Consider the following 23,269-nt stretch of genomic DNA (forward strand, 5'->3'; position numbering starts at 1 on the left):
AGAGTAGGACGCCGCCAAGCAAATGAAGAAGAGCACTGCCGATAACCTCGGCGGTGCTTTTTTGCTATTTAGGACTATCTCAAAAATAATAGCTGTAAAACCTACAGTTATTTTCGCAAGATGAGCTGGTTTGAGACAAATAACTGTAAAACCTACAGTTAATTCTGCGCTTTCAACTCGGAATGGCTTAAATCGGCCGAAATTGCTGTAGTTTCTGCAGTTAATTTAGCCCGGAAAGCTAATGGAGTAAAATTAGATGTAGGAATTACAGTTAATTAAGCAGGGGGAAGGCGCTAAGCTAAACTCAAGAGCTCTGATTGAATGGGTTACTCAAATACTCTGATTACATGGGCAACTCAAAAACTCTTATTGCAGGGACTATTTGGGCCGAAGGGTCCTGGGGGAGTAGGAAGTCGCCGTGTAAACCCAAAGAGCACCGTTGAGGTGGGGCTTTTATATTTGGTTTATAGCTAGTCTACATTAGGACTTGCATTTAGAGGCGCTGTAACAGGTCGTTAGGAGGATTATAGGTATCTTAGAGCTTGGAGGAGCCCCCATACGTCAGTGAGTTAGTGGGGCCTGTTTAACACGTCCATAGGGAAAGGGCTAGCAGGCCTAGACAAGGCAAACAAGGCAAACAAGGCAAACCAGACAAACCAGACAAACCAGACAACGCGAGATAGGTTAGGCCGTGGCGATCAATGGAACTAGTTGTTTTGTAACTAAACGTATATAGGCACTAGGGTCCTTCTTAGAATAATTGGTTAAAAAAGGTTAAGGAAACGTCAGACTTAAAAGGTAAATTAAGAAGAAATCGTAAGGGTGAATGTAAACTATTACTGCCGACAATTGACTATAATAGGATTTGTTATGAAATAACTTCATGGGCGAGGATGCACATTGATGGATGAATGGTTCTCAGTTTGGACATGATCAGGAGGGACAAATATGCATCATAAGAGACATTTAGGTGCTGCATTTTTAGCTATAGGACTGTTGTGTGGAGGAGCATGGGCGCCAGCGGGTTTGGGATATGTGGCAAGTGCAAGCTCGAGTGTAAATGCAGCTGCAAGTGCATCACCAAGTCTAACTGCAATTGTAAATAAGCCAGCAGCGGCTAAAAACTCGGTTACGCTTCAATACGAGGGGAAGACTTCCTCGCTGCGCGGGATGCTAGTTGAGGGGAGGTCCTGGATTCCTGTAGCTTTTTTAAGAGATGATCTCAAGTTGCCAATCAATTATAATCCGGTCAGCAAAACATACACGGTCGGAGAAGGATACCGCCAATTGAATATAGTTCAGTATGAGGGCGGCATTACTTCTTACGTAAACAGCTATTATATTGGCGAACCGGCAGCCAAAAACATCAACGGCAGAATCTACATTCCTTTTCAATGGGTAAAAAATTATTTAGGCTATCAGGGGAAATGGGATGCGAGTGCGAAGCTTCTGAAGATAGAGAAGACTCAGGAGAACAAGGTGACCATTGTTACTTCAGGTTATGATAAGGATTCTGAACAAGCATCGATTCATCTCAAATATCCGCAATTAAAGGGAAATGAAAATAAGGAAGCGGAGACTGCAATTAATAACCGGATTAAAGAAGACGTCAATGTATTCCGTGAGAATATGGAGAAGCAGTTGAAGGAGAGGGAGAGTCAGGAGGTCGAAAGCAACCCGTACGCGTTTGAATCCTCCTATATTGTAACGTATAACCAAAATGGAGTACTTAGCCTTTTGACCGAGCAATACGAAAATTTGGGCGGGGCACACGGCATGGTCATGAGAAAGGGATATACTTTTTCGTTGAAAGACGGGAAATTACTGAGCTTGGATGATTTATTCGGTGCAAATAAGAATTACTCCAAGCAGTTGAATAGCAAATTAAGCGCAAAGCTGGACCATTTTCCTGGGTATTTTGGCGGATTTAAAGAACTGAGCGATCAACCGGATTTTTATTTGGAGCCGGATAATCTAAAGGTATTTTTCCAATTGTATGAGTATACGCCTTATGCCGCAGGGTTCCCGGAGTTTTCAATCGCATTTAACGAGCTTATACCGAAGGGGAGCAGTCCGTTCGATCGGTTCAAATAAGGCAAGTTAATGTAATGGAATAGAACAGTAGGATGGATCAATAAAAGTTAAGAACCTATCAAAAGGAATGTAACCTTTTTGTTACCGACAGGAGATAGACTACCGTTATAATGAAGTGTGGCATACTTTTTAGGTGATTTGACCTATCCGCGTTCTATATCGGGAATGGACATCGATGAGTGATATACGGTCAGAATATAGGTTGGGTAAGGAGGAATAATCATGCGGCTAAGGGGAATTCGACATTCCTTGTGCTTCATGGGGGTGGTCTTGATGATGATGTTCGTCATTGCAGGCTGTGCTGCTTCCGAGCCTTCCTGGACGACGTTTGTCGGATCGGCGGTAGAGAAGAGCTTCCCTATTCCTAAAGAAGCTAAACGGACGGAAACAGCAATGAATAACTCCAAGATGGATTATGTGCATTATTCGTTGCCCGGTTTAAAGGAAAGCGATGGAGTTCCTGATGCCTTCCAAAAGGCGATCACGGAATGGGGTTGGACGGAGAATCCGGAGGAGAGTACAGGAACGACCCTGGTTTACAAAAAAGATAAGCTGGTCGTGCAGTTGACTATACATGATAACTCTTTTACCGTACTGGTTCCCAAAATGGAAGAGAAGGCAATCATCCAGGGCTTAGAGAGCCCGTAGTTTCACGATTAGCTTCAGCAAGACCAAGACAAGCACAAGCGAATGAAATCCTCTGGAATGAGGATCAAGTAGCCTGTTCCCTGCATTAGAGCGGGAGACAGGCTTTTTTTAGTAGTATGGCATATGAAGAGGTGAACTGGTATCGGTGCTAATATGTAGAAATCTCTTAAGGCATGTAATAGGAGGTATCCTGCTCATTAAACTTGATCATTCCGGTCTTAGGCTGCTTTCTTAATCCGGCTAGAATATAGAACCTTGGGGTAAGGAACCAAAAATGCCACAATATCAAAGAGATAGTGAAGGACACGGGCGACCAGGGGATTAGAACCGCTATAATGCAGCATCCGATCCAAGCCGCATGCAGATGAACCCGGCGGAATATGGAATAACTAACGAATTGATCCGGTAAGTATCCGATCCAAGGCAGCCGTCTCGTAAAGCTCCAACGCTTGCGATAGGAGTGGCTGGCAATAATAAGCACGGAACGGGAAATGACAAAGTGGATCCAAAGCACGATCGGAATGGCCAGCAGGAAAAAGAAAATGCTAGTCCAAGAGATAAACACCATCTCCGCGGCAAGCCAGATAAAAGGAAGCGTAAGAAAGCTGCGGATAAGAGGCTTGGGAAGAACGATTTTTTTGAGCAGTTTATAATGATAAAACGTTGCATTATTCGCGGACTCGGCAGGCATGTGAGAACGAACTCCTCCTTGGCTTAACTTAGGCGCGGGCTCCATGCAGCGACGCACACCTTGAATTATATATCGGTTAAAATAAAGAATTTTTAAGATGCCGCCGTACAAACACGGAAGGTAAGGAAAGCGCATATATATAAAGTAGGAAAACCACTATGAAAAGGTTTAAAATAATAGAATATGCGCCATACTGGTAGTAAAACAAACAAGGTGGGATCGTAAATGGATGAACTTGCCGAAAATACATGCATTATCTGTGGAGAGCCGAAGTCAGAAGGTATTCATATTGTATCCGAATTTATATGTGACGCTTGTGAGGCGGAAATGGTGCACACGGATGTCCAAGAAGCAAAATATCATTTTTTTATTCATCGTATGAGACAAATTTGGGTAGAGAAAAATGCATAAAAGCATATTGTGAGGGACCTGTTCTAAGAAATGGCGGGTCCTTTTATATTGCCCTCTTTGACAAGAAAGCGTTACAATGAAGCGAAAGACCCGTAATAGAACAAGCCCGGAAGGATCAGGATATAGATTGAGTATTGGTGAGGACAAGAAGGATGATGAAATAAACGTCAAAGCTCCGTTGTACGAGGCTTTGCTGCGATATAAGGAGCGGAAGGACGCCTCTTTTCATGTGCCGGGGCATAAGAACGGCATGTCCTATGGGGGAGGGGACCTGGGGAAGGAATTGAGCCAGGTCATGGAGTTTGACGTGACGGAGATTACCGGCACGGACGATTTGCACCATCCGGAGGGCGTCATCCGCGAGGCGCAGCTGCTGGCGGCGGAAACATTTGGCGCGGAGGAGTCGTTTTTTCTGGTTGGCGGAAGCACGGCCGGCAACCTGGCATTGATCCTGAGCGTGTGCACCGCTCCAGGCGATGTTCTGCTGGTGCAGCGGAACGTGCATAAATCCGTCATTCACGGATTAATGCTGGCGAACGCGAACGCGGTGTTTCTGGCGCCGCAGCACGACGCCGGCAGCGGCCTGGCGACCATCCCGTCGGAAGCGACGGTGCGTGAAGCCCTGCGCCGGTACCCCGGCGCCAAAGGGCTGCTAGTGACGCACCCGAATTACTACGGGATGGGGTCATCGCTGCGGCCGCTGGCCGCGCTCTGCCGCGCGAGCGGCGTGCCGCTGCTCGTGGACGAGGCGCACGGCGCCCACTATGGGCTGCACCCGGCGCTGCCGGAGAGCGCCCTGCAGGCCGGCGCCGACGGCGTCGTGCAGTCCACGCACAAGATGCTGACCGCGCTCACCATGGGCGCGATGCTGCACGTGCAGGGCGGCCTGCTTGACCGGGGCCTGCTCCGGCAACGGTTGGCGATGGTGCAGAGCTCCAGCCCGTCCTACCCGATCATGGCTTCGCTCGATTTGAGCCGAAGCCAGATACAGTCCGGAGGACAGGCCTATTTTGAAGGCGGCCTGGCGGCTGCTGAGAAGCTGCGGCTCGGCGTGCAGGCTCATCCTAACTTCGGGATCCTCGAACCGGGCGCACGCGGAGAAGGTGCTGCATATGCTATACAAGATCCCTTTAAAGCCATCCTGTATGACCGGACCGGACGCTGGAGCGGTTATGAGCTTCAGGAGAAGCTGGAAGAGGAAGGCTGCGTCCCTGAGATGAGCGATGACCGTTATACAGTTCTCGCGCTTAGTCTGGCAACTACCGAAGAAGATGTTACCCGGCTGCTGCAAGCGCTGGAGCGGATAGAAGCAACCCGAGCCCGAGATACCACTTCTGAGCAGAGGAAACCTCAAAATCCGCCATCATTTGAGTTTTCCACGTGGAACAATGCAGCCGTTTCGACACCCGTGGCATTCGGACTTCGTCCTCTTTCGCCGAATGATAGGGAGACTTTACCTTTGGAGCAATGTGCTGGACGATTGGCGGGAGAGATGGTAATTCCTTATCCCCCGGGAATACCGCTGCTATATCCCGGCGAAGAGATCGGAGAGCAAACCTTAAAGCAATTAATCGCACTTCGACAAGCCAAAGCCAAATGCCAGGGAGCTGCGGATGTTACATTGTCGACCCTACAAGTGATAAAAAAGATTGCACCAAAAGCAAAGGAAAGAAAGCAGGGAACGAATTGAACGTGAAGAGAAAAGGGTTGTTTATTACCTTAGAAGGTGGCGAAGGATCAGGAAAAACATCGGTCATCCACGAACTGGGGAAAGAATTAGAAGCACACGGAATTCCATATATCACTACCCGGGAGCCGGGAGGGATCAAGATTGCTGAGAAGATCCGCGAGACTATCTTGAATCCGGCCCATACGGAAATGGACGGGCGTACCGAGGCGCTGTTATATGCGGCGGCAAGGGCGCAGCATTTGGCGGAAAAGGTGGAGCCCGCCTTGGCCAATGGAATTACCGTGTTATGCGACCGCTTTATCGACAGCAGTTTGGCTTACCAGGGATATGCCCGGGGGTTGGGCATTAATGAAGTGCTTTCGATCAATCTGTTTGCCACAGCCGGACGCTTCCCTGACCTGACCTACTATTTGGATATCGAACCGGAAGTCGGGCTTTCGCGAATTGCCGCCGGAGAAGGGCGGGAAATCAACCGCCTTGATTTGGAGGATCTTTCTTTTCACTATAAAGTAAAGGAAGGATACGAAATCGTTAAATCCATGTACCCGGAGCGAATCCGGTCGGTGGATGCCTCGGGAACGCGAGAAGAGGTAGCAGCCTTAATAAGAGACCGATTGGCCGCGGATTTAAAGGATTTCGGGGTGTGAACGTCAAATTATATAAAAGTGGTTAAAAATTTTATAGGTAGATCAAATATAACGAAACGAGGAGGGGCTGCAAATGAAACTAATCGTGGCGATCGTACAGGATAAAGACAGCAACCGTTTGTCCAGCGCACTGGTAAAGGAAAACTTCAGGGCGACGAAATTGGCCAGTACCGGAGGGTTTCTGCGGGCAGGGAACACAACGTTTATGATCGGGGTTGACGACAACCAGGTTGAATCCGTCATGAATGTGATCCGTAACAGTTGTAAGGTTCGCGAACAGCTGGTGACCCCGGTGACACCGATGAGCGGAACTACCGATTCGTATTTGCCGCTTCCGGTAGAGGTTCAAGTTGGCGGAGCTACCGTATTCGTTCTGCCGGTTGAACGCTTCGAACATTTCTAAGACGTGTTGTATGCATATACTAAGATTATGAAAGAGCGGCGGTGATAGCTGTGAAAATAGATCCGGGTTACAGACCGCTGAAAAGCGGTTTGGGGGTAAACGAAAATGCGGCCAAGCCGATTCAGGCAAAAAGCTTTTCCGATGTCATGCAGCAGCATGGCGAACAGGCCTCCAAAGAAGAATTGAATCGGAGATTTAAGGAGATTCAGCTTCAGGGGGACCGGCTGGCCCGTTCGATGACTGTCCGGGAACTGAAGGCGTACCGCCTGTTGGTCAAAAGATTTCTGGAGGATACCGTCCGTCAGGGAGTCAGCATCAAGGAATCCCGGGGCTGGGACCGCCGGGGGCGCGGCAAACGTTATAAATTGCTGGATGAGGTCGATGCCGCCCTGCTTGCGATGGCTGATGAACTGTTGGAAACGGAGCAGGGGAAGATCGATCTTCTGCAAAAAATCGGCGAAATCCGGGGTATGCTGATCAATATATGTTTCTAAAGCCGAAATGCTTTTGAAAGAGCGGCATTCTTCCGGATATGCAGATATGTCTTGGAAGAAAGGTAGAAAAGAATTATGTCTTTTAAAGAAATTATAGGTCAGGAGGCGGCGAAGCAGTTACTGCAGAGCGGCCTCCGCCAGAATCGCATATCTCATGCCTATATATTTAGCGGTCCGCCGGGAAGCGGCCAGAAAGAAATGGCGATGGCTTTTGTCCAAGCCCTCTTTTGTACAAAGGGGGGAGACGATGCCTGCGGCGAATGCCTGGAATGCCGGAAAGTGCTGCACGGCAACCATCCCGATCTGCATCAAATTGCGCCCGACGGGGCTACGATCAAAATTGATCAGATTCGCGACCTGCAGCGAATTTTTTCTTACCGTTCGGAGAGCGGGAATCCGAAAGCATACATTATTGACCATGCGGACAAAATGACCGTGCAAGCGGCGAATAGTTTGCTGAAGTTTCTAGAGGAACCGCCATCCCCGGCGGTGGCGCTTCTGCTTTCGGATAATGGACGGGCCTTGCTGCCTACTATTCAATCCAGGGCACAGCTGGTGCCGTTTTTGCCCCTGGACCCGGAACGGATGCTGCAGATGTTATCGGGCGAAGGGTTCCCGGTGGCATTATCCCGGCCTGCCGTACATGTGGCTGCCGGACTTGAGGCCTGCCGCGAATTATTGCGTCAGAATTGGTTTGCAGAAATTAGAAACGTAGTGTTACAATTAGGGAAGGAAACCGCTGGCCGTGGCGGGTCTCCTTTAGTTACAGCGCAGCAAAGCGTAATCAAAGCTGGGCTGGGCGAGCACTTGGACATGCTGTTTGACCTTTTCCATTTGTGGTTCAAAGACATGATCCATGCGCTATATCATAGACATGATCAAATCGTTTTCATAGATGCACTGGATTTTATCGTTAAACATGCTTTCTCCCGCAGTGCGGCACAGTGGATTGACGCGATGGCGCTTGCGGCGGAGAGCAAGAAGAAGCTTCGTCAGAACATGAATGGCCAACTCTGTCTCGAACAGTTCCTGATCGGCATTGGCGGATAAACGCAGATGCTTCAGGCCGGTGCCCCGGCTCCGGACAGATAAACTTTCTCCCGTGCAAGAACATGGGTTTTTTTAAGAGTTACAGGTTTTTATAGGTATACAAGGGGGTAAGTTTTTGTACACTGTAGTAGGCGTCCGTTTTAAAAAGGCGGGCAAAATATATTACTTCGATCCGTTGGAGCTTCCTGTCGAGAAGGACAACAGCGTTATTGTCGAAACGGCGCGCGGGATCGAATACGGTAAAGTGGTCGTTGGCAAGAAGCAGGTCGGGGAGAATGATGTAGTGCTCCCGCTGAAAAAGGTGATCCGTATCGCCGACGAGTCCGACGCCCGTGTTGTGGAGGAGAACAAGTTTGCGGCAAAAAACGCATTTGCCACATGTTTAAATAAAATTAAAGACCATGATTTAAAAATGAAGTTGGTCGACGTGGAGTTTACGTTTGACCGCAACAAAATTATTTTTTACTTTACCGCGGAAGGCCGGGTCGATTTCCGCGAACTGGTTAAGGATTTGGCGAGTATTTTCCGGACACGGATTGAACTTCGGCAAATCGGCGTCAGGGATGAAGCCAAGATGCTCGGAGGAATCGGTCCTTGCGGACGGGTGCTCTGCTGCTCTTCCTGGCTCGGGGACTTTGAGCCGGTGTCCATCAAGATGGCGAAGGATCAGAGCTTATCGCTTAATCCGACCAAAATTTCCGGACTTTGCGGCCGCTTAATGTGCTGCTTGAAATTTGAGCATGATAATTACGAAAGCGTGAAGGAAGAACTTCCATCGGTAGGCAAGATGGTCGTCACCTCATTGGGAGACGGGAAAGTCGTTGGTCTTAACGCCGGGTCGCGTACCGTTCATGTGCAATTGTTTGAGATTGGCAAAGTCAAGGAGCTTCCGCTGGACGATGTCGTTGTAAAATAGAATTTCAAGAAAGACTTTAGAGAATGAATGACTCTGGGGTGGGAACTTGGAGAACAAAGATGTTTTCAATCACATGCAAGCGCTGGAAACACAAATGGGAAAGGTTCACGGCCAATTTAGCACGCTAATGCTGGAGGTCAAGAGGCTGCTCGAGGAAAATCAGCAGCTTCGCCTGGAGAACGAGAAGATGCGCAAAATATTGAAGGGGGAAGGCGGAGAAGGCACAATGCCTGCTTTATCCCCAGTTCAGCCCGCTCCTTTGCTGTTGGAGGGGAACGAAGCCATCGATATCGTCGGTGAAGGATATGACAATCTGGCGCGTCTGTATCATGAAGGTTTCCACATTTGCAATGTCTATTATGGACATTTGCGAACGGAAGGCGATTGCCTGTTCTGCTTATCTTTTTTGAATAAATAACGAACCGTAGGGATGTTTCCTACGGTTTTTTTTAGAAATTTGCAAATTGGCTAAATTAGTTCGAGTAACTTATATAACTTATAAAAGAACGGAAGATTAAAGTTGAAGAATCAAGTCGCAATTCATGAACAAGAGCGGGTCGATGATTTGCTGACCCATGAGCTGGGCATTATCCAGAGCGAGGAAGTATTCAGCTTCTCGATGGATGCCGTTTTACTGGCCCGTTTCGCTCGGGTTCCAAATCACGGAAAGATCCTTGATCTTTGTACCGGCAACGGAGTGATTCCGCTCCTGTTATCTACCCGCACGAAGGCAAAGATCGAAGGCATCGAAATTCAGCCCCGGCTTGCGGATATGGCGCGGCGCAGTGTGGAAATGAACGGGCTCGGGGATCAAATCACGATTCGTGAAGGCGATTTGCGGGAGCTGGTCAAAGAGACAGGACATGGCGTTTATGACGCGATTACGGTAAATCCTCCCTATATGCCGCTCACCGGCGGGGATGTAAAGATCAATGCCCATCAGGCGATAGCCCGGCATGAGGTCCATTGTACTTTGGAGGAGGTTATCTCCGCTTCGATGCGGCTGGTGCGCCCGGGAGGCAAAGTAACGATGGTGCATAAACCGCAGCGGCTGGGAGAAATCCTGACCGTATTCCGCCAATACCGGCTGGAGCCGAAGTTGATTCGTTTTGTCCATCCACGGCAAGAAGCAGAAGCTAATATGGTGCTGATTGAAGCGCTCCGTGACGGCAAGCCGGATATGCGGGTACTGCCGCCGCTAATTGTTTATGACAAGCAAGGCGAATATTGTCCGGAGATTATGAATATCTACTATGGATCAAAAGAGGGAAGAGCATGAGCATAAGCATTCAAAAAAGTTTCGATGAACGTTCAAGCGAAGGGTTCGGGAAATTGTACCTGGTCGCCACTCCGATCGGAAATTTGGAGGATATGACATACCGGGCAGTACGTACGCTGCAGGAAGCGGATATTATTGCGGCGGAGGACACACGTCAGACCCGTAAGCTGCTGACTCACTTCGAAATTTCACCGGGCAAATTGCTCAGTTATCACGAGCATAACAAGGCGGCGAGCGGGCCGGAATTGATACGCTTTATAATAGAAGGAAAAAATTTGGCCCTGGTCAGTGATGCCGGTTTGCCGGCCATCTCCGACCCCGGCAGTGACCTCGTGAAACTGGCGGTGGAGAAGGGGATTTCGGTCATTCCAATACCGGGAGCTAACGCCGCCTTGTCGGCTCTGATCGTGTCCGGGCTGCCAACCGAGCGATTTCAATTTATCGGATTTTTGCCGCGGGATCATAAGGATAGGGATAACCTGCTTAACTCGCTGCAGGATGAGGAAAGCACGATGCTGTTCTATGAATCACCTCACCGGGTCATTAAAACGCTGGAGTCCATGTTCAAGGCATGGGGAGACCGCAAAGTCGTGTTGGCACGAGAATTAACTAAGCGTTATGAAGAAATGGCCAGGGGCCTTCTGAGCGAGTCCATATCGTGGCTGGAGGAACATCCGCCGCTTGGAGAGTATTGTATCGTTGTTGCAGGGGCACACCCGGAAGAGGTTAAGGAACGAAAAGATGCCTGGTGGCAGCCTTTATCGGTAGAAGAGCATGTTCGTCATTATGAGGAGCAAGAGGGGCTTCCACGGAAGGAGGCCATGAAGAAAGCCGCAGGAGATCGGGGCGTTTCCAAACGGGATATTTACAAAGAGCTTTTGTAACTCTATTAGATGAACTTGAAATGGATGTTAGGATAAGTACGAAAATATTCGTATTATAATAGAAGGAAATAGAATTTTTTGGCGGGAAAATAAAAAAAGGGGCCTTCACAGGCTGGGTTCAAGCCTGGAAGGCGCCAAGGAGATATGAAAAAGGTTAGAATTAACAGTTTTCAATAAAACTATTATATACTATAAATCTTAATTTGTCACAGGGGTAGGAAGCTCTGTGATACATTCATGGCAAACAATTTTGCCTTTGAAGTAAGTAACGTTCTCTGCGTTGCCGCAGAAGATGCAGGCAGGCTCATATTTTTTCAACATGATGCGTTCACCATCGACATAAATTTCGAGGGCATCCTTTTCGCCAATACCGAGCGTACGGCGCAATTCAATAGGAATAACTACCCGTCCCAATTCGTCTACTTTTCTTACAATACCTGTTGATTTCATCATAACCGATGATAGCCCCTCTCGCTATAGTTTAAAAGTGTCATTATTCGACAAACTTCTATCTTTTATGATATTTATAATACCAACCATTGCCAAAACAGTCAACCTATTTATGGTAGAGTTCATTTTTATTTCTAATTTTAATTATTAAACGGGGCATTAAATTCGCGATTTCTCGGTATAAACGTGGTTTTTGGCTTTCGACATTTTGGAAGTTCCTAATAAGATATTATTCGACAATATTCGACATAAACCTACGATATCAGTCACAAACTCTCTTTATTTTTCAAAATCTTTTTTTGAGATAAGGGAAAGGGGACCTTGGTATGAATAATCAGCTTCGGGAAGAAAAGGTATTTAAGGATCCGGTTCATAATTACGTGCATGTACAGGATGAAATCATTTGGGCGCTCATCAATACGTCCGAATTTCAGAGGCTGCGGCGGATTCGGCAGCTCGGCACTTCGTATCTGACTTTTCATGGGGCAGAACACAGCCGGTTTTCTCATTCATTAGGCGTTTATGAAATTACGCGGCGGATTATTTCTCAGTTCGAACGTGCCGACTATGCCGATTGGCCGAAGGAAGAAAGACTTGTCACCCTCTGTGCGGCATTACTTCACGATTTGGGGCACGGCCCGTTCTCCCATTCGATTGAGCAGGCGTTTCAAATGCATCATGAAGATTGGACTTGTAAAATCGTGCTCGGCGATACGGAGGTCGGGGAGGTGCTGCGGCGGCTGGGAGAGGATTTTCCGGATAAAGTGGCGGCCGTTATCCGCAAGGATTATGAGCACCCGATCGTGGTAAATTTGGTATCCAGCCCGCTTGATGCAGACCGTATGGATTATCTGCTGCGGGATGCCTATTTTACAGGAGTCAATTACGGAACGATCGATATGGACCGGATTCTCAGAATGCTTAGGCCGTTCCAAGGCCGGATTGTGGTCAAGGAGTCGGGTATGCATGCGGTTGAGGATTACCTGATGTCCAGGTACCAAATGTACTGGCAGGTTTATTTTCACCCGGTTACCCGGAGTTCGGAAATTATTCTGCGGCAGATTTTCCGCAGGGCTAAGGAGCTTCACGAGAGTGGGCATCAATTTGCGTTCTTGCCGGATCCATTACCGGGATTGTTCAAACGGGATCTGACCGTGCAGGAGTACCTCCTGCTTGACGAAGCTTTGGTGCAGACTGCCTTTATGCAGTGGAAGAGAGAATCCGATGGACTGCTGAGCGAGCTGTGTTCTCGATTTTTAGATAGAAAGTTGTATAAATATGTAGAAGTGGAATCGTTAGATCTGGAAATGATCGACGACATCCGCGTCGCATTCAAGGACGTGGGGCTCAATCCGGATTACGATCTGGAAATTGATTTTCCGACCGATCTGCCTTATGATGTGTTTCGTCCGGACGGGGAATTTAGGGACAAGCACATCCTTCTATTGGACCGGCAGGAGCAGATCCGGGAAATCTCCGAGGTTTCGGACATTGTGCGTTCCATAAGCGGACTGCACCGGGGGAAATATCATTTGTACTATCCCGATAATAAAATTGCGCCGGTTATCGAACGGCTTCCGGAGCATATTCACGAAATATTTAAGCAAACCACATAAGAATACACCTAAGGAGGTAACAGCATGGAGTTATTTGATACGCATACGCATATGGATGCGCCGCAATTCGACGGCGACCGTGAGGAAGCGATTCATCGCGCATTGGAACAAGGGGTAACGCGGATGATCAATATCGGTTTTAACCGCGAGACCATTCCGACTACGATGAAGCTGGCGGAGTCGTATGATTTCATTTATGCGGCGGTCGGCTGGCACCCGCAGGATGCGATTACGATGAAGGAAGAGGATTTGGACTGGATTGCAGAACTCTGCAAACATGAGAAGGTTGTGGCGATCGGCGAAATCGGACTCGATTATTACTGGGATACCTCACCAAAAGACGTGCAGCATGAGGTTTTTCGGAAGCAAATTCGCCTCGCCCGCGAGTTGAAAATGCCGATTTGTATCCATAACCGGGAAGCTCATGAAGATGTCGTCCGCATTCTGCGGGAAGAGAAGGCAAACGAGATCGGCGGCGTCATGCATTCCTATTCGGGAAGCTGGGAAATTGCCAAAATGTGTCTGGATTTGGGATTCCATTTGTCGTTTGGCGGACCGATCACGTTTAAAAATGCAAAGCAGCCCAAAGAGGTGTTGGCGAAGACTCCAATGGACCGATTATTGATCGAAACGGACTCCCCTTATTTAACACCACACCCTTTTCGTGGGAAAAGGAATGAGTCCGGACACGTCCGTTTGGTCGCCGAGGCTGCTGCCGAGTTAAAAGGGGTATCTCTCGAAGAAATCGCCGAAATTACCACCCGAAATGCGCTGGAACGATTTGGAATTCTGTGAAATCGGGAGCAAAAGCGGTGAAAAAAGAAGCAATCGCGAAAGATTAATGCTTTTTAACTAATTAGCAAGAGATTATTACATTTTTTTAACCATTTATTAAAATAAACGTTGTTGATTCGTCCTTTACAACATGCATCGAAACAGGATAGAATCTTTTCAGTAATCGATTTGGGGTCGCTCATTTGCAGTTGGCGATTCCGGTTACATGGTTCCATGAACCAGTCTCGCTTAATCTCCACTTGTGGGGAACGGGGGAACCAAGTACGACACGCCGGGAAGGCCCGGCCAGATCGTAATTGATTTCTTTTTGGGTCATTGGGGTGAATTCAAGGTCATTGCGCCATGAGCGAATGAACTGAGGAAGGGCGGCACTCTCGCGTCCTAACCCGACAGCTAACCTCGTAAGCGTACATTGAGAGGGCAAACTCGTGCATCCTATTACACCAAGACATTCGGAAGCCACGAAAGAGAGCCTCTTACTCTTTCTTTGGGCTTCTTTTGTTTTTGAATAAAAGTAATAGGGTCATCATACTGTGTTAAACAGGAGGTGACGGTGCCGGGCAGACTGGGGCAGGATGCGAAGTGCAGCTCATTCAAAGTGCATTTCGTAAAAATGAATTGTAGTCACGTCATATGTATCATGAATCGACCTAGACGGCGGGACTATGTAAGGAGGACGGAAGAAATGGGCTTTTTCCGCAAAAAGGAATCCCATGAATCGCGCTCATCCAGCATGTCTTACGCAATGCGGTGGAAACAAGAACATTTACGTCAAATTTCGGTTATCGGATTGTTGGCCATCGCGGTAGTACTCATCATCCTGATTTGGTCTTACAGCCAGAACAATAAAAAGATTTACTTGGTTGTTGACGGGCAAAGTCAAAAAATCGAAACCCGTCATTCGCTGGTCAATCAAGTACTGGAAGAACAGTCCATTGTGTTGGGTCCCGAGGACGCGGTATCGCGGCCGCTCGCTAGCTCCATCCAAGATGGCAACCGGATTGTCATTGTACGCGCGGTTCCGGTAAACGTGAGTGTGGACGGCACGAGCAAAGTGCATTTTACAACCAAGGACAGTGTGCAGGAAACGATTGAAGAGCTCGGCGTTACTATGGGGCAGGAGGATAAAATCACTCCGGCTTTGACCAGTAAGGTGTCGGCGAATTTAGATATTAAAATCGTCCGTGTCACCAAACATAAGGTACAGACCAAAGAAAGCGTACCTTTTACCGTCGTGAAAACATCGGACAATACTTTGCTTAAAGGGAAAACTAAAGTAGTGGCCCCGGGAAGCGAAGGTGTAGTCGTCCACAACATCGAAAAGGTATATGAGGACGGAAAATTCGTGTCAAAGCAATGGCTCGGCAAAGAAGTTGAAAAAGCAGCTTCGCCGAAGGTAGTCGCCGTAGGCACGAAGAAACCGACAGCCGTTGCGTCCGCCAGCATTTCCCGCACTTCGAACGCGGTGAATATCAGCGGGCTTACGACGAAAGGCGGCGTCTCGTTTAAATATAAAAAAGTACTTAAGAACGTAACTTTGACCGCTTATTCCGCCGAAGAAGACGGGATCGGTACGAAGACGGCTTCCGGTACCCGAGTCACGGAAGGAAGAACGATCGCGGTCGATAAGAGCGTCGTTCCTTTGGGCTGGTGGGTTTATATCGAAGGCATCGGCTTCCGTAAGGCCGAAGATACCGGCGGTGCCATCAAAGGCAACAAGATGGACGTTTATTACGACTCCCTGAAATCCGCGAAAAACTTCGGACGGAAAAAGGGCCGGACGGTGTATGTAATCGGTCCGACCAAGCCGGAGTTGAACTAACCGGGCGCGTTTACTTTGCTCAGGGAATGATATACTATTAGGATGATGAATAAGACACGGATAAGAAGAGGATGAATTCCTCTTCTTTTTGTTGTAATACAACCATTTTATTGCGGAAAGGTATGGGGCAACATGATTAAGGAGGTCATTGTGGTGGAAGGCCGCGACGATACCGTGGCGGTGAAACGGGCCGTTGAAGCCGACACCATTGAGACCGGGGGATCCGCGATCAATGAGGCGACGTTACGCAAAATCGCGCTCGCGATGGAACGCCGCGGGATTATCATCTTCACGGATCCGGACCACGCGGGGGAGCGAATCCGCAAAATCGTAGCGAACCGGGTGCCGGGCTGCAAGCACGCTTTCTTGCGGGAGGCGGATGCGACGAAGGGCGATGACATCGGTGTGGAGAATGCTTCGCCGGAAGCGATCCGTGAGGCGCTCTCCCGCGTCCGGAGCGAGGTCGTAGGAGCGTCGGAAGAAGCGCAGGATCAAATCGACTGGGAGGATTTGATCGGCGCCGGACTGATCGTACATCCCGAGGCTGCCGCCCGGCGGCGCTTTATGGCGGAACGGCTGGGAATAGGGTATTGCAACGGCAAACAGTTTTATAAGCGGCTGGCTATCTTCCGGATTAGCCGGGAGGAATTTGCGGCTGCACTGGCGGAGTTGGAGAAAGAGAATGAAAGAGGCGAATAACCGATGACCATGAGAGAAGATGTATCTACACCGCGCCGGACGAAGGAAATTATTCAGAGGCACGGTTTTTCATTTAAGAAGAGCCTCGGTCAGAACTTTCTGATCGATCAAAATATACTGGGCAAGATTGTGGGCGCGGCCGGCCTGGACGAGTCCAAGGGAGCATTGGAAATCGGACCGGGTATCGGAGCATTGACCGAGAAGCTCGCTCAGACGGCAGGGCGCGTAACTGCGGTGGAAATCGACCAAAGGCTTCTGCCGATCCTGAAAGAGGTGCTGGAGCCTTATCCGCAGGTCCATGTGATCCATGGGGACGTGCTGAAGCTGGATCTGCAAGAGCTGTTTGCAAACGAATTTAGCGGCTGTAACGGCGTCAGCGTGGTGGCCAATTTGCCATACTACGTTACGACCCCGATTTTGATGAATCTGCTGGAGGCCAAGCTTCCGTTGGAGAACATCGTGGTCATGATCCAGAAGGAAGTGGCGGAGCGCATGGCTGCCTCTCCGGGAGGCAAGGCATACGGAAGCCTTAGCATTGCGGTTCAATATTACAGTGAGCCTGAGCTTGTCTGCACAGTGCCTCATAGTGTATTTATCCCGCAGCCAAATGTGGAGTCGGCTGTTATTCGTTTGAAGGTACGCAGCACGCCGCCGGTATCCGTGGAGGATGAGGCCTTTTTCTTTGAGGTAGTTCAGGCGTCCTTTGCTCAAAGACGTAAGACGATTTCCAACAATCTTAAGAGCCGTTTTTTCCCTGGGGAAGGACGGGAGAGGCTGGAGTCCCTGCTCGGCGAAGCTGGCATTGAGCCTTCCCGACGCGCTGAAACGCTGGATTTGCAGGAGTTTGCGAACCTTAGCAATACGCTGTTGGCTGCAGGATTAAAATAGTAGAGCTGTAACCAATCCCCTCATTCGCCCATAGGATGGAGTTAGAGGTGATTGATTTGACGAAATTGGGAGACTTGGTCGTCCGTAAATCGTACGGAGGGGACGTTACCTTTCGTATTGAAAAAATAGTGCGGGAGCAGGCCATCATCAAAGGAACGGAGTTCCGGCTGCTGGCCGATGCTCCCTTGACCGATCTGGTCGGGGTTAGCCCGAACACGCCGGGCGAAAAAACGCAGCGAGCCCGGATCAAGGCTACCGAATCGCTGCAGCAGCTGACTAAAGACCGCCTGGAACTGACAGAACGAAACCAGTCCACTTTGGGACGGGAATGGTTCCCTCCGGGAGAACCTTCATTTTTCGAGGTACCGGGCAAGGTGCTTCACTTGGACGGGGATGAGCGTTATTTAAAGAAGAGCCTTGACCTCTACGAGAAATTGCGCGTACCCGCGCATGGTTACTTTGTCACGGAATCCTCTATGGCTAATGCCCTTTACCGCCTACTTCCAAGCATTCAGCCCGACATCGTCGTGCTGACAGGTCATGACGGGGTTCTGAAGAATCGCCCCACAACCGACTTATACAACTTATCCAGCTATAAAAACTCGAAGCACTTTGTGGAGGCGATTCAGACCGCTCGGAAGTATGAGCGGAATTTTGATGCCCTTACCATCGTCGCAGGTGCTTGCCAATCGCATTTTGAAGCCTTGCTGCAGGCGGGGGCCAATTTCGCAAGCTCCCCGGCCCGCGTGCTGATTCACGCCCTGGACCCGGTCTATATCGCCGCCAAGGCGTCTTTGACGTCCATACGCGAAACGATCCACATAACGGATGTCCTTAGTCATACGGTCAGCGGAACTCAGGGCGTAGGGGGAATCGAAACCCGGGGAAGCTACCGGATCGGCTTGCCGAAACTCATGGATTTATCCGCTTTAAAGGTCATTCCTTCGATGTAATTTCACATTTTAGTGGGCTCGAGAAAAGTGTCGAAAAAAAATCGTTGACAACCGTTTTTTTCTGCTGATATAATAATCTGTTTCGACTTGACAGGTGACTCCCTTTCTTGTATAATGGACAAAGAAGGAAGGTGGTCACAGGCAATGGCTAAAAATGCGCTGTCAGAAATTAAACACAGTCTCGACGCTCACGTTGGACAGAAGATTATGCTGCGTGCAAACGGAGGTCGCCGAAAGACCGTCGAACGCACCGGTGTATTGGAGGAGACCTATCCTTCGGTCTTTATCGTGAAGCTGGATGAAGAACAGCAGACCTTTAAGCGTGTGTCTTACAGTTATGCCGATATACTTACCGAATCCGTTGAAGTCATGGTTTGTGACGATAACAACGAAATGCGGCTGTCGTATATTAAACCGTGAACATCATAACGATGCAGTAAACGGCCTTTGCGTTCATACGCAGGGCCGGTTTTTATTTTTGGGGGAATTTTCAGATGCGGCGTGCGCGCAGGGTGGACATATTTTACCGGCGTATGAACGTTGAAGAACGACGCATACTAGGGATGTTCTATATCCATGACTTCTTAAAGGGGGAATGGCACATGTCACGCAGAAGGCGCAGCGTCATGTCTGAGAACTTAAAGGTCGAGTTGGCGAAGGATCTCGGGTTTTATGATACCGTTCAGCAAGAAGGCTGGGGCGGGATTAAAGCCAAGGATGCAGGAAACATGGTGAAAAGAGCCATTGAACTCGCCGAGCGGGCCGCATCAAGGGAACCATAGCGCTTGAAAGCACATAAACAGGCTTCTCCGTTAAGCGGAGGAGCCTGTTTGTTTTTGTTCCGAGATCAAGTAAGATAGAGGAAAGTAACAGCATAGAATGTCTTCCGTGCATAGACGAAGACCGGAGTTTTTTTTATAATATGTAAGTTAAAAGTTAAGACGGGTAGAATTTTACGGAAACTGAAGGTGGGTGAGCGTCTTGAAAATTTATGAAAAAGCGCCGGCTAAAATTAATTTGATGCTCGATGTTCTACATAAGAGGCCGGATGGCTATCATGAAGTGGAAATGATCATGACGATGGTGGATCTGGCCGACCGGCTGGAAATGAGCGCTCTCCCGCGGGATACGATTATCATCTCAAGCCAGGCGGGGTATATCCCGCTGGATGAGAAGAACCTGGCTTTCCAGGCCGCCAAGCTGATTAAGGAACGTTATGACGTTCGCAGCGGCGTATATATTCATTTGGACAAGAAGATCCCGGTAGCGGCCGGCCTGGCCGGAGGCAGCAGCGATGCGGCAGCCACGCTGCGGGGCCTGAACCGGCTATGGAGACTGGGTATCCCGGATGCCGAATTGATGGAGCTTGGAGCTGAACTCGGCTCCGACGTGCCGTTTTGTGTTACCGGGGGAACGGCGCTGGCAACAGGGCGTGGAGAGAAGCTGACACCGCTGAAAAGTCCGCCCCAATGCTGGGTCATTCTCGCCAAGCTGCCGATTAATGTGTCAACCTCCGAGATTTATGGACGGCTGAGAAGCGAAGAAATCCAAGTACATCCCTCCGCTGTAAAGATGCAGCAGGCTTTGGAGAACGGATCTTTTACGGAAGTCTGCGGGGAGCTTGGAAATGTGCTGGAGGATGTTACGCTTCAAATTCATCCGGAAGTTGCCCATCTGAAGGAAACGATGATCCGGCTCGGAGCCGATGGTGTGCTTATGTCCGGCAGCGGCCCGACCGTATTTGGACTGGTATCCAAGGAATCGAAGGTTCCAAGGATTTATAATGGGCTGCGCGGATTCTGCAAAGAAGTTTATGCCGTACGGCTATTGACCTGACCGGATCACCCCGGGTGAGGTCGGCCTGTTTTGCGGGTTATGGGGAATAAGCTTGAACAGAGACGTACAAAAATGGTATATTTTCTATAAAATATTCGGATTTAGCGAGGGGTACTTCGTGAAAAAATTGAAAAGAAGCGCTCGATTAGTGGAAATGACGCAATATCTATTGGACCGTCCGCATCAGCTGATACCGCTCACCACTTTTGCGCAGCGATATGGAGCTGCCAAGTCCTCGATCAGCGAGGATTTAGCGATTATAAAAGAAGTTTTCGAAGGCGAAGGCACCGGGGAGCTGCATACCTTGGCCGGCGCGGCCGGCGGGGTGAAATACATTCCGATGATGGGCCGGGAGCAAGCCCTGCATTTTGTGGAGCAGTTGTGCGAGAAGCTGTCGGAACCGAACCGAATCTTACCCGGCGGTTATTTGTACATGTCCGATCTCCTGGGATTGCCGGGGTTGATGAACGAAGCGGGTAAGCTGTTTGCAACGGCCTTTGCCGGACGCGATATCGATTGCGTCATGACGGTGGAGACCAAAGGGATTCCGCTGGCCTATGCCACCGGGGCGGAGCTGAACTTGCCGGTCGTCCTTGTACGCAGGGACCATCAGGTTACGGAAGGGTCGGCGGTCAGCATCAACTATGTGTCGGGTTCGCATAAGAGCTTGCATACAATGACCTTGTCGCGCCGGGCAATGAAGGAGAAGTCAAAGGTATTGATCGTGGATGACTTCATGAAGGCAGGCGGAACGATTCAAGGAATGGTTGATCTGCTGGCGGAGTTTGATGCCGAGGTCGCCGGAGTCGGTGTGCTCGTGGAATCGGGCGAGGTAGAATCGGAACAGCGGCTTCTCCAGGATTACGTGTCTTTGGCAACGCTTAGAGCAGTGGATCCCAAGGGAAAAGAAATTTCGGTGGAACCGGGCAATTATTTTACCAGAAAATAGAACCGTAGACCTTGTCGATTCTCTGTAAAACCATTGGAATTTACGACGAAACGTGTCGAAAAGCCCATCTGTTCAAAAAAATTCCTGAATTTAGGTCATTTTGTTCATTAAAAAAAAAGGATTTCCGTTAGCTATGTGGAATATTACACCAAGTCTCTGATGGAAAAAGGTGGTGAACACATATGCAAATTACGGATGTAAGACTCCGCCGAGTCAGCTCTGAAGGCAGAATGAAAGCGATCGCATCCATTACCATCGATAACGAATTTGTTGTTCATGACATTCGCGTAATCGACGGAAATAATGGAATGTTCGTGGCTATGCCGAGCAAGCGTACTCCTGACGGGGAATTCCGGGACATTGCGCATCCGATCTCTTCGGGTACACGCGAGAAGATCCAAGCCGCAGTCCTGGCGGAGTACGAACGTGCTGCCGAGCAAGAAGAAGTGATTGAAGAAGGGGCTTAAGTCTCAGTTTTGTCTCAACCAATTGGGGTTCGAGAAAAGGGAGCCATGTAACATGGCTCTCTTTTCTTTTTGTCTTAAATGAGATATATTCAGTAATGAGTTCAAGAGAAGGAGGCCGGGGCCTTGAAAAGATTTGCGATTGTTCTTGCCGCAGGTCAGGGGAAGCGCATGAAGTCCAAGCTCTATAAAGTGCTCCATCCTGTGTGCGGCAAACCGATGGTCGGGCATGTCCTGGACACGGTTAAGAAAGTCCAATGTGAGCGCAGCATCGTGGTTGTAGGTCACGGCGCAGAAGCGGTCAAGTCTTATCTGGGAAATAATGCGGAATATGTGTTGCAAGAGCAGCAGTTGGGAACCGGTCATGCAGTTAGGCAAGCCGGGGATCTGCTGGGGCAGGAGGAAGGAACGACGATCGTCATCTGCGGGGATACTCCGCTTGTGACGGAGGAGACACTGCAAGCCATGCTTGACCTTCATAGCCAAAAAGGAGCGGCAGCTACCGTATTAACGGCTTCTATGGATCGTCCTCAAGGTTACGGACGGGTCATTCGGGACACCGAAAACGGTTCCGTCGTAAGGATCGTCGAGCAGAAGGATTGCTCGCCGGAAGAAGATGCCGTGAAGGAGATCAACACCGGAACTTATTGTTTTGATAATGCGAAATTATTCGCGGCGCTGGAGAAAGTCACAAACAGCAATGCGCAGCAAGAATACTATTTGACGGATGTCATCGGAATTCTAGTTTCCGAAGGAGAAGTCGTCGAGGGCTATATGACCGGGGATTATGCCGAGTCCATCGGAGTCAACGACCGTTTGGCATTATCCGAAGCGGAAGGCTTCATGCGTCAGCGCATTAACCGGCGTCATATGCTCGGCGGGGTTACGATCATCGATCCAAGCTCCACCTATATCGGGGCCGACGTAACGATCGGAGCGGATACCGTGATTTATCCGGGTTCCACCCTTTCCGGCCACACCGTAATCGGTGAAGATTGCGTAATCGGACCTGCCGTGGAAATTGAAGACAGCCGGATTCATGATGGCGCAAAGGTAAAGCAGTCGGTATTGTGCCAAGCGGAAGTAGGCAAAGAAACGACGGTTGGACCTTTCGCTTATTTGCGTCCAGGCACTAAGCTGGGCGAGCATGTCAAGGTAGGCGATTTCGTGGAGATCAAGAACGCTACGCTTGACGATGGCTCCAAAGTTTCACATTTAAGTTATATCGGTGACGCCAAAGTGGGTAAAAACGTCAATATCGGCTGCGGTGCGATAACCGTCAACTACGATGGTTATAATAAGTCTATTACCGAAATCGGCGATGACGCGTTTATCGGAAGCAATGTCAATTTAATTGCTCCGGTGAAGATCGGCGATGGCGCTTATGTCGTCGCGGGATCGACGATCACGCATTCCGTACCGGATAATGATTTGGCAATCGCCCGAAACCGCCAGGAGAACAAGCCGGGATACGCGGACAAGCTTCGCGCTCGTGCTAAGGCGAAGAAACAAAGGGAACAGGAAACAAAAGGTTGAACTTAAGTTCATGGTAAAGTGCATGTTCAAAAAGATGACTTTTTGGACAACTTC

Annotated in this window: 26 protein-coding genes and 1 riboswitch; of the genes, 24 read left to right on the forward strand and 2 right to left on the reverse strand. The window is 49.2% G+C overall.

The window, feature by feature from the left end; genetic code table 11:
• Window positions 1-948 precede the first annotated feature (948 nt).
• Both KJS57_RS23305 and KJS57_RS23310 read left to right on the forward strand, forming a co-directional pair.
• Entirely contained in the window at window positions 949-2,094 is a 1,146-nt protein-coding gene (locus KJS57_RS23305; RefSeq protein ID WP_213656523.1) for a PdaC/SigV domain-containing protein, read from the forward strand.
• A gap of 222 nt (window positions 2,095-2,316) precedes the next feature.
• On the forward strand, window positions 2,317-2,742 hold the full coding sequence (locus KJS57_RS23310) for a hypothetical protein (protein ID WP_211025383.1): 426 nt from the start codon (window positions 2,317-2,319) through the stop codon (window positions 2,740-2,742).
• 166 nt (window positions 2,743-2,908) lie between these two features.
• Here the strand turns inward: KJS57_RS23310 and KJS57_RS23315 are convergent, their stop codons facing one another.
• On the reverse strand, window positions 2,909-3,433 hold the full coding sequence (locus KJS57_RS23315; protein WP_213656524.1) for a hypothetical protein: 525 nt from the start codon (window positions 3,431-3,433) through the stop codon (window positions 2,909-2,911).
• A 225-nt stretch (window positions 3,434-3,658) separates the two neighbouring features.
• Here KJS57_RS23315 and KJS57_RS23320 point away from each other — a divergent pair, with 225 nt between their 5' ends.
• The 10 genes from KJS57_RS23320 to rsmI all read left to right on the forward strand — a co-directional run bounded on the left by KJS57_RS23320 (window position 3,659) and on the right by rsmI (window position 11,207).
• Window positions 3,659-3,844 (forward strand): sigma factor G inhibitor Gin, encoded by a 186-nt coding sequence (locus tag KJS57_RS23320; protein WP_211025386.1) that lies wholly within the window; start codon window positions 3,659-3,661, stop codon window positions 3,842-3,844.
• A gap of 127 nt (window positions 3,845-3,971) precedes the next feature.
• Window positions 3,972-5,534: an aminotransferase class I/II-fold pyridoxal phosphate-dependent enzyme gene (locus KJS57_RS23325; RefSeq protein WP_244861684.1), complete on the forward strand. Its 1,563-nt coding sequence runs from the start codon at window positions 3,972-3,974 to the stop codon at window positions 5,532-5,534.
• Window positions 5,535-5,536: 2 nt separating this feature from the next.
• Window positions 5,537-6,181, forward strand: coding sequence for a dTMP kinase (tmk, locus tag KJS57_RS23330; protein WP_244861686.1), 645 nt, complete (start codon window positions 5,537-5,539; stop codon window positions 6,179-6,181).
• Window positions 6,182-6,254: 73 nt separating this feature from the next.
• A complete protein-coding gene (gene darA, locus KJS57_RS23335; RefSeq protein WP_211025392.1) occupies window positions 6,255-6,584 on the forward strand; it encodes a cyclic di-AMP receptor DarA in 330 nt (109 codons plus the stop codon).
• A gap of 50 nt (window positions 6,585-6,634) precedes the next feature.
• Window positions 6,635-7,078 (forward strand): YaaR family protein, encoded by a 444-nt coding sequence (locus tag KJS57_RS23340; protein WP_211025499.1) that lies wholly within the window; start codon window positions 6,635-6,637, stop codon window positions 7,076-7,078.
• Window positions 7,079-7,153: 75 nt separating this feature from the next.
• The gene (gene holB / locus KJS57_RS23345) at window positions 7,154-8,128 is read left to right on the forward strand and encodes a DNA polymerase III subunit delta' (protein WP_211025394.1); all 975 of its coding nucleotides are present in this window, start codon (window positions 7,154-7,156) and stop codon (window positions 8,126-8,128) included.
• Between the two features lie 115 nt (window positions 8,129-8,243).
• Window positions 8,244-9,044, forward strand: a complete 801-nt coding sequence (locus KJS57_RS23350; protein WP_211025396.1) for a PSP1 domain-containing protein — start codon at window positions 8,244-8,246, stop codon at window positions 9,042-9,044.
• 46 nt (window positions 9,045-9,090) lie between these two features.
• Window positions 9,091-9,462, forward strand: coding sequence for an initiation-control protein YabA (locus KJS57_RS23355; protein WP_211025398.1), 372 nt, complete (start codon window positions 9,091-9,093; stop codon window positions 9,460-9,462).
• Window positions 9,463-9,564: 102 nt separating this feature from the next.
• Window positions 9,565-10,323 carry a tRNA1(Val) (adenine(37)-N6)-methyltransferase gene (locus KJS57_RS23360; RefSeq protein ID WP_213656527.1) on the forward strand — a complete coding sequence of 253 codons (759 nt, stop codon included), beginning with the start codon at window positions 9,565-9,567 and terminating at the stop codon, window positions 10,321-10,323.
• Window positions 10,320-11,207, forward strand: a complete 888-nt coding sequence (gene rsmI, locus KJS57_RS23365) for a 16S rRNA (cytidine(1402)-2'-O)-methyltransferase (RefSeq protein ID WP_213656528.1) — start codon at window positions 10,320-10,322, stop codon at window positions 11,205-11,207. Before KJS57_RS23360 ends, rsmI begins: the two co-directional genes overlap by 4 nt.
• A gap of 198 nt (window positions 11,208-11,405) precedes the next feature.
• On the opposite strand, the gene KJS57_RS23370 is transcribed toward rsmI, so the two are convergent.
• Window positions 11,406-11,660, reverse strand: coding sequence for an AbrB/MazE/SpoVT family DNA-binding domain-containing protein (locus KJS57_RS23370; protein WP_009226360.1), 255 nt, complete (start codon window positions 11,658-11,660; stop codon window positions 11,406-11,408).
• A gap of 323 nt (window positions 11,661-11,983) precedes the next feature.
• Between KJS57_RS23370 and KJS57_RS23375 the strand changes: the two genes are divergently transcribed.
• From KJS57_RS23375 to glmU, 12 genes are all read left to right on the forward strand, one after another.
• Window positions 11,984-13,273 carry an HD domain-containing protein gene (locus tag KJS57_RS23375; RefSeq protein WP_211025405.1) on the forward strand — a complete coding sequence of 430 codons (1,290 nt, stop codon included), beginning with the start codon at window positions 11,984-11,986 and terminating at the stop codon, window positions 13,271-13,273.
• Between the two features lie 24 nt (window positions 13,274-13,297).
• Entirely contained in the window at window positions 13,298-14,068 is a 771-nt protein-coding gene (locus KJS57_RS23380; protein ID WP_213656529.1) for a TatD family hydrolase, read from the forward strand.
• A gap of 215 nt (window positions 14,069-14,283) precedes the next feature.
• A riboswitch (cyclic di-AMP (ydaO/yuaA leader) is annotated at window positions 14,284-14,492 on the forward strand.
• Between the two features lie 261 nt (window positions 14,493-14,753).
• Window positions 14,754-15,890, forward strand: a complete 1,137-nt coding sequence (locus KJS57_RS23385) for a resuscitation-promoting factor (protein ID WP_211025501.1) — start codon at window positions 14,754-14,756, stop codon at window positions 15,888-15,890.
• 132 nt (window positions 15,891-16,022) lie between these two features.
• Window positions 16,023-16,589 (forward strand): ribonuclease M5, encoded by a 567-nt coding sequence (gene rnmV / locus KJS57_RS23390; protein WP_213656530.1) that lies wholly within the window; start codon window positions 16,023-16,025, stop codon window positions 16,587-16,589.
• Between the two features lie 3 nt (window positions 16,590-16,592).
• Window positions 16,593-17,477, forward strand: coding sequence for a 16S rRNA (adenine(1518)-N(6)/adenine(1519)-N(6))-dimethyltransferase RsmA (gene rsmA, locus KJS57_RS23395; RefSeq protein ID WP_211025413.1), 885 nt, complete (start codon window positions 16,593-16,595; stop codon window positions 17,475-17,477).
• Between the two features lie 56 nt (window positions 17,478-17,533).
• Complete coding sequence (yabG, locus tag KJS57_RS23400) at window positions 17,534-18,430, forward strand: sporulation peptidase YabG (protein WP_244861687.1); 897 nt, start codon at window positions 17,534-17,536, stop codon at window positions 18,428-18,430.
• 144 nt (window positions 18,431-18,574) lie between these two features.
• Window positions 18,575-18,850: a biofilm formation stimulator Veg gene (veg, locus tag KJS57_RS23405; protein WP_114498803.1), complete on the forward strand. Its 276-nt coding sequence runs from the start codon at window positions 18,575-18,577 to the stop codon at window positions 18,848-18,850.
• A gap of 182 nt (window positions 18,851-19,032) precedes the next feature.
• The gene (locus KJS57_RS23410; RefSeq protein ID WP_211025417.1) at window positions 19,033-19,212 is read left to right on the forward strand and encodes a small, acid-soluble spore protein, alpha/beta type; all 180 of its coding nucleotides are present in this window, start codon (window positions 19,033-19,035) and stop codon (window positions 19,210-19,212) included.
• 199 nt (window positions 19,213-19,411) lie between these two features.
• Window positions 19,412-20,266 (forward strand): 4-(cytidine 5'-diphospho)-2-C-methyl-D-erythritol kinase, encoded by an 855-nt coding sequence (gene ispE / locus KJS57_RS23415; RefSeq protein ID WP_211025420.1) that lies wholly within the window; start codon window positions 19,412-19,414, stop codon window positions 20,264-20,266.
• A gap of 118 nt (window positions 20,267-20,384) precedes the next feature.
• The gene (gene purR, locus KJS57_RS23420) at window positions 20,385-21,215 is read left to right on the forward strand and encodes a pur operon repressor (protein WP_211025422.1); all 831 of its coding nucleotides are present in this window, start codon (window positions 20,385-20,387) and stop codon (window positions 21,213-21,215) included.
• A gap of 182 nt (window positions 21,216-21,397) precedes the next feature.
• Window positions 21,398-21,682 carry a septation regulator SpoVG gene (spoVG, locus tag KJS57_RS23425; RefSeq protein ID WP_055105386.1) on the forward strand — a complete coding sequence of 95 codons (285 nt, stop codon included), beginning with the start codon at window positions 21,398-21,400 and terminating at the stop codon, window positions 21,680-21,682.
• Window positions 21,683-21,805: 123 nt separating this feature from the next.
• Window positions 21,806-23,215 carry a bifunctional UDP-N-acetylglucosamine diphosphorylase/glucosamine-1-phosphate N-acetyltransferase GlmU gene (glmU, locus tag KJS57_RS23430; protein ID WP_213656531.1) on the forward strand — a complete coding sequence of 470 codons (1,410 nt, stop codon included), beginning with the start codon at window positions 21,806-21,808 and terminating at the stop codon, window positions 23,213-23,215.
• The last annotated feature ends 54 nt before the right edge of the window (window positions 23,216-23,269 follow it).

Source organism: Paenibacillus vini (assembly GCF_018403325.1).
GTDB classification, from domain to species: Bacteria; Bacillota; Bacilli; order Paenibacillales; family Paenibacillaceae; genus Fontibacillus; species Fontibacillus vini.